General features: G+C 58.8%; 11 protein-coding genes. 1 reads left to right on the forward strand and 10 read right to left on the reverse strand.

All coding sequences use genetic code 11. The annotated features are described in order from the left end of the window. Positions 1–115 precede the first annotated feature (115 nt). The 10 genes from C4J93_RS22040 to hmpA form a co-directional block, all read right to left on the reverse strand. The gene (locus C4J93_RS22040; protein ID WP_124430459.1) at positions 116–829 is read right to left on the reverse strand and encodes a LuxR family transcriptional regulator; all 714 of its coding nucleotides are present in this window, start codon (positions 827–829) and stop codon (positions 116–118) included. A 197-nt stretch (positions 830–1,026) separates the two neighbouring features. Continuing rightward, positions 1,027–2,112, reverse strand: coding sequence for a pyridoxal phosphate-dependent aminotransferase (locus tag C4J93_RS22045; protein WP_124430460.1), 1,086 nt, complete (start codon positions 2,110–2,112; stop codon positions 1,027–1,029). A 724-nt stretch (positions 2,113–2,836) separates the two neighbouring features. After that, the gene (gene queC, locus C4J93_RS22050; RefSeq protein WP_124430461.1) at positions 2,837–3,535 is read right to left on the reverse strand and encodes a 7-cyano-7-deazaguanine synthase QueC; all 699 of its coding nucleotides are present in this window, start codon (positions 3,533–3,535) and stop codon (positions 2,837–2,839) included. A 101-nt stretch (positions 3,536–3,636) separates the two neighbouring features. Next, positions 3,637–4,524: a heme o synthase gene (gene cyoE / locus C4J93_RS22055; RefSeq protein ID WP_124364341.1), complete on the reverse strand. Its 888-nt coding sequence runs from the start codon at positions 4,522–4,524 to the stop codon at positions 3,637–3,639. An 11-nt stretch (positions 4,525–4,535) separates the two neighbouring features. Next, on the reverse strand, positions 4,536–4,871 hold the full coding sequence (gene cyoD / locus C4J93_RS22060) for a cytochrome o ubiquinol oxidase subunit IV (RefSeq protein WP_003194051.1): 336 nt from the start codon (positions 4,869–4,871) through the stop codon (positions 4,536–4,538). Continuing rightward, the gene (locus C4J93_RS22065) at positions 4,871–5,497 is read right to left on the reverse strand and encodes a cytochrome o ubiquinol oxidase subunit III (RefSeq protein ID WP_057723999.1); all 627 of its coding nucleotides are present in this window, start codon (positions 5,495–5,497) and stop codon (positions 4,871–4,873) included. The genes cyoD and C4J93_RS22065 overlap by 1 nt, the downstream gene beginning before the upstream one ends. A 3-nt stretch (positions 5,498–5,500) precedes the next feature. After that, entirely contained in the window at positions 5,501–7,519 is a 2,019-nt protein-coding gene (cyoB, locus tag C4J93_RS22070; protein WP_124364342.1) for a cytochrome o ubiquinol oxidase subunit I, read from the reverse strand. A 3-nt stretch (positions 7,520–7,522) separates the two neighbouring features. Then, positions 7,523–8,464 (reverse strand): ubiquinol oxidase subunit II, encoded by a 942-nt coding sequence (gene cyoA / locus C4J93_RS22075; RefSeq protein WP_124359764.1) that lies wholly within the window; start codon positions 8,462–8,464, stop codon positions 7,523–7,525. Between the two features lie 791 nt (positions 8,465–9,255). After that, positions 9,256–9,762, reverse strand: coding sequence for a disulfide bond formation protein B (locus tag C4J93_RS22085; protein ID WP_124430462.1), 507 nt, complete (start codon positions 9,760–9,762; stop codon positions 9,256–9,258). 222 nt (positions 9,763–9,984) lie between these two features. Next, positions 9,985–11,166 carry an NO-inducible flavohemoprotein gene (hmpA, locus tag C4J93_RS22090; RefSeq protein WP_124430463.1) on the reverse strand — a complete coding sequence of 394 codons (1,182 nt, stop codon included), beginning with the start codon at positions 11,164–11,166 and terminating at the stop codon, positions 9,985–9,987. Between the two features lie 147 nt (positions 11,167–11,313). Here hmpA and norR point away from each other — a divergent pair, with 147 nt between their 5' ends. Then, positions 11,314–12,858 (forward strand): nitric oxide reductase transcriptional regulator NorR, encoded by a 1,545-nt coding sequence (gene norR / locus C4J93_RS22095; protein ID WP_124430464.1) that lies wholly within the window; start codon positions 11,314–11,316, stop codon positions 12,856–12,858. Positions 12,859–12,926 lie beyond the last annotated feature (68 nt).

Here is a 12,926-nt window from a genome sequence, read left to right on the forward strand (position 1 = left end):
GAAAGTGAACAAGCTGCCCTTTTAGACAGGTAGCGCCAAATCACACACGCACGCGCACGCCCGCCGGTAATAAATCATCGGAGGGCGTGGCAATGGGGAAAGAAGTACCGGCGAATCAGGCCTGTTCGCGGATATAGCCCAGCTGCAAGGCTTTGCGAATGGCGGACTTGCCGTTGGGCACACTCAGCTTGCTGAAGATATTCTTCATATGGAACTTGACCGTACGCGGGCTCATTGAGACCAGAAGCGCTATTTCGTTGTAGGTCTTGCCCTGACTGGTCCAGGACAACACCTGCGTTTCCCGAGGTGTCAGCACGGTTTCCGGTACAACCGGCGGGAGCACGGTGGTGCTTTCCAACGCCTCGTCGTAAACCGAGACCAGCAGCATCTGCAGTTCACTTTTGTTGGCCAGCACTCGCTCGCGAAACTGTTGATGTTCGCCAAAGCTGCACAGGTTGAGGATGGAATAAAAGCCCCGGTTACCATGCACGATAAAACTGGCGCCCTCGCCGACGGGGGCACAGGGCCCTGGCACCGGGACCGCGTCTGCAGCGGGCGCAAGGATGTTTTCATCGCTCCAGAAAAACGGTTTTATGCGGCGTTTGGACAAGGATAGCAATTGACCGCGTTGGTAAAAGTCATCTGCAGCGTCACCACGTTCCAGCGCGTCGGGGTAGTTAGTGATGATTTCCGCTTCATCCAGCGTCGGCCCACACTGATAGACCTCGAAATGCCCGAGGCCGCGTCGGCTCAGCTCAACATCGAGCAATTGGCGCACATCGGTGGGCTGCATGAGCGTATTGTTATTGGCTTGACCATCGCTTCGCATGACTATCGTCCCTGATGAGTGACAACGGGTGAGGTTAGCGACCTGACCGGAGTGCTTCAATCCGTAAGCTTCCGATCAAAATCGACCTACACCGTAGGAAAATTCCTCTATACCAGGGAAAGAATGAAACATGCCTACCAACCTTGTCCAGTGCTTCCAGCGCTGAGCCGACCGCGAGCAGGCGCAGCAGTGTCTGGTCAGGCTATCTGTGTTGCAAACACCTCGCGAAACCGCTGCATTTGCTGCTTATTACCTACCGTCACCCGCACCCACTGCGGCCAATCCTTCCAGACACGTCCTACCAGCACATTCTGCGCAGCCAGGCGCGCAACCACCTGCTCTGCCGGCTGCTTGACGTCGATCATGAAGCAATTGCTCTGGGAAGCCGTGCAGCTATAGCCCCGGCCCTTCAGCCAAGCGATGGTCTCGTCACGCACGCCGGCATTGAGCGCCTTGCGCTGGCCCAGCAGCTTGACGTCTTCCAGGCTGGCATGGGCACCCAGCAGGCTGGCACCGGCCGGCACATTGTCGCCGCCAAACACCGCGAGGCGCTCCAGCAGCGAGGGATGGCCGATCGCCAAACCGAGGCGCGCACCGGCCATGCCGTAAATTTTCGAGAAGGTGCGCAGTACCAGCAGATCGTCATGGTCCTTGATCCAACTCACGCAACTGGGGGCGTCGCAGAAGTCGATATAGGCTTCGTCCACCACCAGCACGCTGCCTTTGGGTTTGTTCGCCAGCGCCTGACGGATAGCCTCGGTCGGCGTCAGGGTGCCGGTCGGGTTATTGGGGTTGCACAGGTACAGCATGCCGGCCTGGGGATCAGCCGCGAGCATCGCCGGTACATCATGGGCATGCTGGGTATCAAGGCTGACTTCGTGTACCGGCGCCTTGTTCGATTCGGCCGCCTGGCGCGGAACTTCATAGGACGGCGTGGCCATCACCAGGCCACGGGTTGGGTGGGTGAATGCCAATACGGCATAGCGCAACGCGGCCATGGAGCCGGCAAACACCGCCACATTGTCTTCGCTGATGCCTTGTTGTTGGGCAAACAGCGCAGCCAGCGCGTACATGTGCGGGTAGGGATAACGCCCGGCTGCCGCACTACCACGCTGCATCGCCTCAAGCGCCGCTTTCGACGGCCCATATGGGCTTTCGTTGTAGTTGAGCAATACATCGTCAGAGGCCGCCGGCGCAGGGCTTGCGACTGCCCAATCGAGATGCCCGAGCACAGGCAAGGCCGCGCCCAGGGCGAGAAGGGATCGACGACTGACGCTGACCATGGTGACTACTCCTTGTAGGCGGACGGGGGATTCGTACGGGTCATACAGAAGAGTATGACGAGGAGAATGTCGCCCGATTTAGCACCACCGGATTAGCCAACCCGCGTTTGCCAGTAACGCGAAACTTATGGGGAAGGGGGCTTGCCCCCGATGAGCATAGGTATATACACAAGTTTGGCACGGCCCTGAACCTGTGGCGGCCCAGGAGCCGAAGCCTCTCTAACTGATGCCGCGCGATCCAAATGTGGGAGGGGGCTTGCCCCCGATGGCGGCCTGACAGCCGACCAGGATGCTGGATCAGGGCGAGTACATATCCGTTGCTGCGGTAACGGCGGCTTAGGGTTCCGCCCTTACGGCGTCTCACTTTTGAAAAGCGCAAAAGTAAGCAAAACGCTCTTGCCCCACCACTCGGCACCTCGCCTAGGCTCGGTGTGCCCGTAATCCGACAGTGATTTGGGGGGCCGCCGCCACGCGCCATCCATGGCGCGGGGCGGCTAAACCGGCATCCCTGCCGGTTTACCCCCCAAATCACTATCGGATTCCGGCCAGCGTGGTTTAACGGGGCGCTTAAGATCAAGAGCAAGATCAAGAGCGGCTCGCTTCGCATCGTGGTTACTGTTGGCTGCTATAAAGTTGTGTAGATACCTATGCTCATCGGGGGCAAGCCCCCTCCCACATTTTGATCGTCCTCTATCAGGTACACCTCACCTGGCTCTGGATCGAGTTATTTCAACTGCAACTTGTGCTTCAGGCTTTGCATCACATCCGCCTTGTTCTGCAGGTACTCATTCAAGCCCCGCGCGCGCAGGTTGCACGCGTCACACTCGCCACAGCCGGTGCCAATGACGCCGTTGTAGCAGGTCAGCGTCTGCTCGCGCACCAGCTCCAGTTGCCCGTGGTAATCGGCCAGGGCCCAGGTCTCGGCCTTGTTCAGCCACATCAACGGGGTGTCGAGACGCACGTCGTATTCCATGCCCAGCTTGAGCGCCTGGTTCAGTGCCTTGACGAACTCGTCACGGCAATCCGGATATCCCGAGAAGTCGGTTTCGCACACGCCGGTGATGACGGTCTCAGCCTTCACTTGATAGGCGTAGATCGCGGCCAGGGTCAGGAACAGGATATTGCGCCCCGGCACGAAGGTGCTCGGCAGGCTTTCGCCTGAGCTGTTCACGGTCGGCACCGGAATGTTGTCACGGGTGAGGCTGCTGATCGCCAGTTCATTGAGCAGCGACACGTCCATCACTTTGTGCACGGTGGCGCCCAATTCCCTGGCCAACTGCCGGGCGACTTCGATTTCCGCCACATGGCGCTGACCATAATCGAAGGTGATGCAGTGCACTTCGTCATACAGCTTCAGCGCCTGGATCAGGCAGGTGGTCGAATCCTGCCCGCCACTGAACACCATCACGGCTTTTTTACTCATTGCTTTGCTTCCTGCCTTAGAAGAATGGGGAATAGTTTAAAGGCCACTCAATAAAAAACCCCGCGCTCTTTCGAAGGCGGGGTTTTTCACTGCCAGACCACTCAGGGGGCGTACGTCAGCAACAGCTCTTTCGGCACTTGGAAATCCAGGGACATCATCACGCTGAGCGCGGTGATGGTGAAGATCGAGAACACGAACAGCTTGCGCGCCCAGACGGTGTCATCCACCGCCTTGTAGCCGGTCCAGGCCATGTACAACCAGTACATGCCCATGGCCGCGGCGACGGCGAGGTAGCTCATGCCGGCGTAGCCGCTGAAGGTCAACATCAAGGTCGCCACGAGGAAGGCCAGGATGTAGAGCAGAATGTGTTTCTTGGCCACCTGGATGCCACGCTTGACCGGCAGAACCGGAATCGACGCAGCCAGGTAGTCATTGAAGCGGAAAATCGCGATGGCGTAGGAATGCGGCATCTGCCACAGGCTGAACATCACCAGCAGCACCAGCGCGGCCATGTCGAAGCTATTGGTTACAGCCACATAACCAATCACCGGCGGCATCGCCCCCGACAGACTGCCCACCAGCGTGCCGTGTACCGACTTGCGCTTGAGGTAGAGGCTGTAGAGGCCGACGTAGATGACAAAACCGATTACGGCAAACAGCGCCGCCAACGGGTTGGCCACCTTGTACAACAACACCACGCCCGCAACACCCAGGACGGTCGCGAAAATCAGTGCCAGCTTCAGGGAGATAAGGCCCTGGACCAGCACGCGATTCTTGGTGCGCTCCATCTTGACGTCGATGTCACGGTCGATGCAGTTGTTGAACACGCATCCGGAAGCTACCACCAGGGACGTGCCGATCATTGCAGCCAGGAAGATGGCCAGATCGACATGTCCCTTGGAGGCCAGGAAGAAACCGCCCGCCACAGAAAGCACGTTACCGAAAATGATCCCCGGTTTGGTGATTTGGATAAAGTGCTTAAGCGACATCGGGTTTTACCTCACTTCGCCATCATGTAGGTGTGGATGCTGAACATGATCCACAGCGACAGACCAACCAGCAGAACGATCACCAGGCCTGCGAACACGAACGCAATCACGTTCTCGCGCTGCTCTTTGGAACGATCCAGGTGCAGGAAGTACACCAGGTGAACCAGGACCTGAATCACCGCGAACGCCAACACGATCATCAAGGTGATCGACTTCGGCAGGGTTGGGTACATCACCAGGCCGAACGGGATCAGGGTCAGGATGACCGACAGAATAAAGCCGATGGCGTAAGACTTTACGCTGCCGTGGCTTGAATCGTGGCTGTCATGGGAGTGTGCATTAGCCATTACAGAGTCCCCATCAAGTAAACGACGGTGAATACGCAGATCCAGACCACGTCCAGGAAGTGCCAGAACAGGCTCAGGCAGCTCAGGCGGGTCTTGTTGGTGTTGGTCAGGCCGTGCTTATTAACCTGATACATCATCACCGCCATCCACAGCAGGCCGGCGGATACGTGCAGACCGTGGGTGCCGACCAGCGTGAAGAACGCCGACAGGAAACCGGAACGGTGCGGGCCGTAGCCTTCGGAGATCAGCAGGTGGAACTCGTTGATCTCCATGCCGATGAAGCCCAGGCCGAACAGGAAGGTCAGTGCCAACCAGCTCAGCACGCCTTTCTTGTTGCCTTTGTAGAAGGCCAACATGGCGAAGCCGTAGGTGATCGAACTGAACAACAGCAAGGCGGTTTCGCCGAGCACGTAAGGCAGTTCGAAGATGTCGTGGCCCGACGGGCCACCCGCTACGTTGTTTACCAGTACCGCGTACACCGCGAAGATCGACGCAAACAAGATGCAGTCGGTCATCAGGTAGAGCCAGAAACCGAAGACGGTTATTGGCCCCGAGTCGTGGTGATGGTCATCGTGCCCATGGTCATCGACATGGGCGTGTCCAGCATTGGTCACTAAGTTCGACATGGTTTAAGCCTGTTCCAACGAGGTTTCTACACGGTTGGCCGGGATCTTCTTCTCGGCTACCAGGCGAGCGTGCTGCTCGGCTTCGATGCGTTCGATCGTTTCGACCGGCACCATGTAGCCTTGATCATCACGGGCAGCGTGAATGATGAAGTAACCGATAGTGCCCACCAGGCTCGCGATTGCCAGCCACCAGATGTGCCAGATCATCGCGAAACCGAACACAGTCAACAGCGCACCCATCACCACGCCAGTGGCGGTGTTGTTTGGCATGTGGATCGGCTCGTAGTGCTTGGGTTGCTGGTACGCAGTACCGTCTTCCTTGGCTTCGGTGAACGCATCGATGGTGTTCGCGGTAGGAATCACGGCGAAGTTGTAGAACGGCGGTGGCGACGAGGTCGACCATTCCAGGGTGTGGCCATTCCACGGGTCGCCCGATTCGCACAGGTTCTGCTTGCGATCACGCACGCTGACATACAGCTGGATCAGCTGGCAGGCGATGCCCACAGCGATCATCACCGCACCGAACATGGCGACGTACAGGTACGGCACCCACTCAGGGTTGGTGGTGGCGTTCAGACGACGGGTCATGCCCATGAAGCCCAGTGCATAGAGCGGCATGAACGCGACGAAGAAGCCCGAGATCCAGAACCAGAATGCAGCCTTGCCCCAACCTTCGTGCAGCTTGAAGCCGAACGCTTTCGGGAAGTAGAAGCTGAAACCAGCGATGTAGCCGAATACCGCACCACCGATGATCACGTTGTGGAAGTGAGCGATCACGAACAGGCTGTTGTGCAGCACGAAGTCAGCACCCGGGATGGCCAGCAGTACGCCGGTCATGCCGCCGATGGCGAAGGTCACCATGAAGCCCAGGGTCCACAGGACCTGGCTGGTCATGCGCAGACGACCGTGGTAGATGGTGAACAGCCAGTTGAATAGCTTCACCCCCGTCGGGATGGAAATCAGCATCGTCGCCAGGCCGAAGAAGGCGTTGACGCTGGCCCCCGAACCCATGGTGAAGAAGTGGTGCAGCCACACCATGAAGCCCAGTACCGAGATCGCGCCCGATGCATAAACCATCGAGTGGTGACCGAACAGGCGCTTGCCGGTAAAGGTCGAGATCACTTCGGAGAAGATACCGAACGCTGGCAGGATCAGGATGTACACCTCAGGGTGACCCCATGCCCAGAACAGGTTCACGTACATCATTGGATTGCCACCAAGTTCATTGGTGAAAATGTGGAAATCCAGGTAACGGTCAAGCGACAGCAGCGCCATGGTAGCGGCCAGGATCGGGAACGAAGCCACGATCAGCACGTTTGCCCAGGTGCAGGTCCAGGTGAAGATCGGCATGTCCATCAGTTTCATGCCAGGGGCGCGCATTTTCAGCACGGTGGCCAGGAAGTTGACCCCCGTCAATGTCGTCCCGAGTCCTGATAACTGTAGCGCCCAGATGTAATAGTCCACACCCACGCCCGGACTGTATTGCAGGCCCGACAATGGCGGATACGCAACCCAACCGGTCTTGGCGAATTCGCCGACGCCCAGGGACACGTTGATCAGCACAACGCCCGATACCAGCAGCCAGAAGCTCAGGGAGTTCAGGAACGGGTAGGCAACGTCACGCGCACCGATCTGCAGCGGCAAGGCCAGGTTCATCAAGCCGGTGAAGAATGGCATCGCCATGAAGATGATCATGATCACACCGTGGGCGGTGAAGATCTGGTCATAGTGTTCAGGTGGCAGGTAGCCAGGCGAACCCTCGGTGGCCATGGCCAACTGGGTACGCATCATGATGGCGTCGGCAAAACCACGCAGCAGCATGACCATGGCAACGATGACGTACATGACGCCGATTTTCTTGTGGTCGACCGAAGTCAGCCACTCGGTCCACAGGTAGGTCCACTTCTTGAAGTAGGTGATACCCGCAAACAGTGCCAGACCACCCAGCGCGATCATGGCGATGGTAATCATCACAATCGGCTCGTGGAAAGGGACCGCGTCCCAACTTAATTTACCAAACATCGTTTACTCCTCTGCCCCAGCAGTTGAATGCGCGCCTGTGTCAGAACCTTCAACCACGGCCACTTCTTTCTTCTCGTGCTTGACCGGCTTGCCTGGCTTCATACCTTCGTACTTGTCGACGATTTTCTGAAACAGGTTCGGCTCAAACGCGGAGTACAGGGCGACAGGGTTGTTCTGGCTTGGTTTGGTCAGGGCGTCGTATTCAGCTTGATCAAGCTGTTTAGGTGCGGCCTTGACTTCGGCTACCCAGGCGTCAAATTCTTCCTGGCTCGTCGAGATCGCTTTGAATTTCATGCCTGTGAAGCCAGCGCCGCTGTAGTTGGCGGAGATGCCTTCCATTTCAGCTTTCTGGTTGGCGATCAGGTGCAGCTTGGTCTGCATGCCTGCCATCGCATAGATCTGGCCGCCCAGGGCTGGGATGAAGAACGAGTTCATCACGGCGTCGGAGGTGATCTTGAAGTTAAGCGGAGTGTGCTCCGGGAACCGAATCTGGTTCACAGTGGCGATACCCAGGTCCGGGTAGATGAACAGCCACTTCCAGTCCAGCGCGACCACTTCGATGTTGATCGGCTTGACGTCGGATTCCAGCGGACGGTACGGGTCCAGTGCATGGGTGGACTTGTAGGTCACATAACCCAGGGCAATGATGATGAGGATCGGGACCAGCCACACCGCGATTTCGATCTTGGTGGAGTGCGACCACTTCGGCGCGTAGGTAGCGCTGGTGTTGGACGCGCGGTATTTCCAGGCGAAGGCGAAGGTCATGATGATCACAGGGATCACGACCAGCAGCATCAGCAGGGTGGCGGTGATGATCAGGTTTCGTTCATCCAGACCGACCTGTCCTTTTGGGTCGAGCAAGGTCCACTTGCAGCCTCCCAGCATTAACATCATGCCAAGCAGCGGCAAAAAGCCTAGTAATCGGGGGTACCTGTTTTTACTCATCTCACGACCTCTAAAGCAGCTTGCGCAATGCAGTTGGGTTTTGATCGCCAACACTTCACCCTGCCAAGGGTTGGCATTTCTCTTCGATTGAATAAGAGCCTGCCCGTTACGTCATAGCTGTACGTCGCACGGACCTGCGGTGAGTTCTTATTCGATTTCGTGGCTAAAGGCCTTGTTACAGACCAATTCCATTTGGTGCGGAAAGTTGAAAGGCTGCCGGAACCTGGGATCGCACAGAGCCTTCCATCTGCTCCTCGACCGCTCCAATGCTCAAATATTGAACAGCACCGGACATTCAGTGCGGGCGATTGTAGTTAGCTAGCGATGTATAAACCATGTCTGATAAAGAAATAATTTTTATCGATTACAGCAATAATACTTCACCATTCCTGCAAGGGTTCGCGATGTTATCGCGTTCAATTCTCAACAAAAACCACAAAAATTGCGTTGTTATTGGGCAGATTGCCACTCCCCTTACGCTGTGTAAGGGCATGGCAAACGAGGTAAAGTCCCCATAAAACAAGGCATTTGCAGAGCGCTCATGGGCTCAAACCTCGCGCGCCCGGCGGGGTCTTTCAAACCACGAATTGACAGCACGTTTTGTGCCCCGGATGCAAATTCGGCAGCCGGTTCGGCCATTCAGAAATGCCCTGCGACAGCCTCCGTGTGACAACATGTCGCACGCTGCGCGCACTATTCGTTGCCGCTCGTCACGGCTCTTTCACAAATCCCTACACACAAAAACGCCCCGGCCCTCACTCAAGGAGACCGGGGCGTTTTAGTGAACGGGTTCAGGCTTTGGGGTGACGATTACGATAGATGCACAGGGGTACCAGGATCGCCGTCAGCACGAACGCGACCAACGCCCATTGCGCCAGGGACAGGCCGAGGATCGGCGGATAGGGCGTGCTGCAGAAACCATCGACCTGAAAGCCCAGGGGAAACACTTTGGCCAGGGGCAGGTCATCGACGATCGGCTGCAACACATCGATGCCGCAGCTGACCTGAGGGAAGAACTGGGTGTACACATGATGACCGGCGGCAGCCACACCGCCCAGGGCGCTGAGGACCACCAACCCTTCAAAGAACGTGACCGCCCCCTTGCTGCGCATGGCAGCGCCGAGGAACGCGAAGATCGCGATCAACAGCAAGGCATAGCGTTGCAGGATGCATAGCGGGCATGGCGCTTCGCCCAGCACCACTTGCATGTACAGCGCTCCGCCGATCAGCGCCAGGCAGATGATGCCCAGCAACACCAGAAAGCGCCGCTCCCTGCCCAAACGCAAATCGTCACTCATCTCTGGTTTCCTTTGTCTGTTTGCCCAATGGCAACAAGTTTACACACAGGCACCCGTTAAAACAGAGAGAGGTTAACAACGGATTAATCAGGAAAAAGAAGAGCTAAATGTGGGAGGGGGCTTGCTCCCGATAGCGGTGGATCAGTCAGCTTGGCTGTCACTGACATACCGCTATCGGGAGCAAGCCCCCTCCCACACTGGTTCACTGTTGCTGTGAAGAACTTACTCCAGGGCAGCAGCCGGACCGAAGAATTCGTAGCGGCTTTGTTTCTCGGGCACACCCAGGGCCTTGAGGTGGCGCTTGATCGCCGCCATGAAGCCTTTAGGCCCCAGGAAGTACGCATCGATGTCGCGCGCCTCGGGCAACCACGCCGCCAGTTGTTCCTGGCTCAGCAGGCCGACCTTGTCCGCCGCCGGGCTTACGCCGTCATCCTCGGCATAGCAGTAGAAGCGCTTGAGCTGCGGGTGCCTCGCCGCCAGCGCGTCTACCCAGTCCCGGAACGCATGCACCGCACCGTTGCGCGCGCAGTGGATAAAGTGCACCGGGCGCTCGGTAGCCAGGGCCGCTTCGAGCATTGCCAGGGTCGGAGTAATCCCTACCCCGCCGCTGATCAACACCAGCGGCTTGTCGCTGGCGGCCAGGGTGAACTCGCCCGAGGGCGGGAACAGGTCAAGGGTTGCGCCGACGTGCAACTGGTCATGCAAATAGTTGGACACTCGCCCACCGGCTTCGCGCTTGACGCTGATGCGGTACAGGCCGTCATTGCTCAGGGCCGACAGGGAATAGTTGCGACGGACTTCCTCGCCGTCGAGCACCAGCTTCATGCCGATGTATTGGCCGGGCGCAGCGCTGAGGATCGGGCCGTTGTCCACCGGGGCGAAGTAGAACGAGGTGATCTCGTCGCTCTCCTCCACGCGCTTGACCAACCGGAACGGCCGCGCACCGCGCCAGCCGCCGGGCGCCTGGGCTTTCTCGTCGTAAATAGCCGCTTCGGCACCGATCAGGATATCCGCCAACTGCCCATACGCCGCGCCCCAGGCGCTCATTACCTCAGGCGTGGCAATCTCGCTGCCGAGCACTTCGGAGATCGCCCGCAGCAGACAGGCCCCCACGATCGGGTAGTGTTCCGGCAGGATCTGCAAGGCCACGTGCTTGTTGATGATTTTGGCCACCAGGTCGCCCAACTGGTCCAACTGGTCGATATGCCGCGCGTACATCAGCACACCATTGGCCAAGGCGCGCGGCTGGTCGCCGCTGGCCTGGTGGGCCTGGTTGAACAGCGGGCGAACTTCGGGGTATTCGGACAGCATCATGCGGTAGAAATGGGTGATCAACGCTTCGCCACCGCTTTCCAGCAGGGGCACAGTGGATTTGACGATGGCACGGTCTTGGGCGCTCAGCATGGGAGACTCCTGGGTCTTTTCATTCGTTGCCCTCAGGTACTCAGTAATCGTGCCAACTAATAAATCCATGTTTTTCAGTGTCTTAAATGCAGCGTAGTCAGAATGACTTCCTACAGTTTATAGTCATAAGGACTACAAGGAGTCATTATGACTGCACAATCGCTGCTCACCACCCTGCTGCCCCTCGTGGCCGACCTGTCACGGGACTTGCCCGAAGGCGAGCGCTATCGACGCCTGCTGCATGCCATGCGCGCCCTGCTGCCATGTGATGCCGCCGCCTTGCTGCGCCTGGAGGGCGAATGGCTGGTGCCGCTGGCCGTGGATGGCTTGAGCGCCGATACCTTGGGTCGGCGCTTCAAGATCAGCGAACACCCGCGTTTTGCGCTGCTGCTGAGCAGCCCCGGCCCTACCCGCTTTGACAGCGACAGCGAATTGCCCGACCCCTACGACGGCCTGGTGGAGGGCCTGCACGGGCAGCTGGAAGTGCACGACTGCATGGGCTGCCCGTTGTTTATCGACGACCAGCCGTGGGGCCTGCTGACCCTGGACGCCCTCGACACCGAGCGCTTCGAACGGGTCGAACTCGACGCCCTGCAAGCCTTCGCCAGCCTCGCCGCCGCCACGGTCAACGTCGCCGAGCGCATTGAGCGCCTGGCATTGCGCGCCGAAGACGAGCACCAGCGCGCCGAGATCTACCGCCAGGCCAGCGGCCAGCAGCACAAGGAAATGATCGGCCAGAGCAAGGCGCACAAGCGCCTGGTCGAGGAAATCAACCTGGTGGGCGGCAGTGACCTGACCGTGCTGATAACCGGTGAAACCGGGGTCGGCAAGGAGTTGGTCGCCCAGGCGATCCACGCCGCGTCTTCCCGTGCCGAAAAACCGCTGATCAGCCTCAACTGCGCCGCGCTGCCCGAAACCCTGGTGGAAAGCGAGCTGTTTGGCCATGTGCGCGGCGCCTTCACCGGCGCGCTGAATGAGCGCCGGGGCAAATTCGAACTGGCCAACGGCGGCACGCTGTTTCTGGATGAAGTCGGCGAGCTGTCGCTGAGCGTGCAGGCCAAGCTGCTGCGGGTGCTGCAAAGCGGCCAGTTGCAGCGCCTGGGGTCGGACAAAGAGCATCAGGTGGATGTGCGCCTGATTGCCGCTACCAACCGCGACCTGGCCGAAGAAGTGCGCCATGGCCGCTACCGCGCCGACTTCTACCACCGCTTGAGCGTCTACCCGCTGCAAGTGCCTGCGTTGCGTGAACGCGGGCGCGATGTGTTATTGCTGGCCGGGTTCTTTCTGGAACAGAACCGCTCACGCATGGGCCTGGGCAGTCTGCGCCTGACCAGCGATGCCCAGGCGGCGCTGCTGGCCTACGACTGGCCGGGCAATGTGCGCGAGCTGGAACATTTGATCGGACGCAGTGCGCTCAAAGCCCTGGGGCATTGCCGCGAACGTCCGAAGATTCTCAGCCTGAGCGCGGCGGATCTGGACCTGCCTGATGTCAGCGCAGCCGCCATCGAAGCACCGGCCGCTGTCGCCCGCGACGTCACCGGCGACCTGCGCCAGGCCACCGAGCATTACCAGCGCCAGATCATCAACGCCTGCCTGGAACGCCATCAACACAACTGGGCCGGCGCCGCCCGAGAACTGGGCCTGGACCGCGCCAACCTTGGCCGCATGGCCAAGCGCCTTGGCATAAAATAGCCAATGTGGGAGGGGGCTTGCCCCCGATGGCAGTATGTCAACCAGCACATTTACACCTGACCCACCGC

This window comes from Pseudomonas sp. R2-37-08W, assembly GCF_003851705.1.
Classification (GTDB): domain Bacteria; phylum Pseudomonadota; class Gammaproteobacteria; order Pseudomonadales; family Pseudomonadaceae; genus Aquipseudomonas.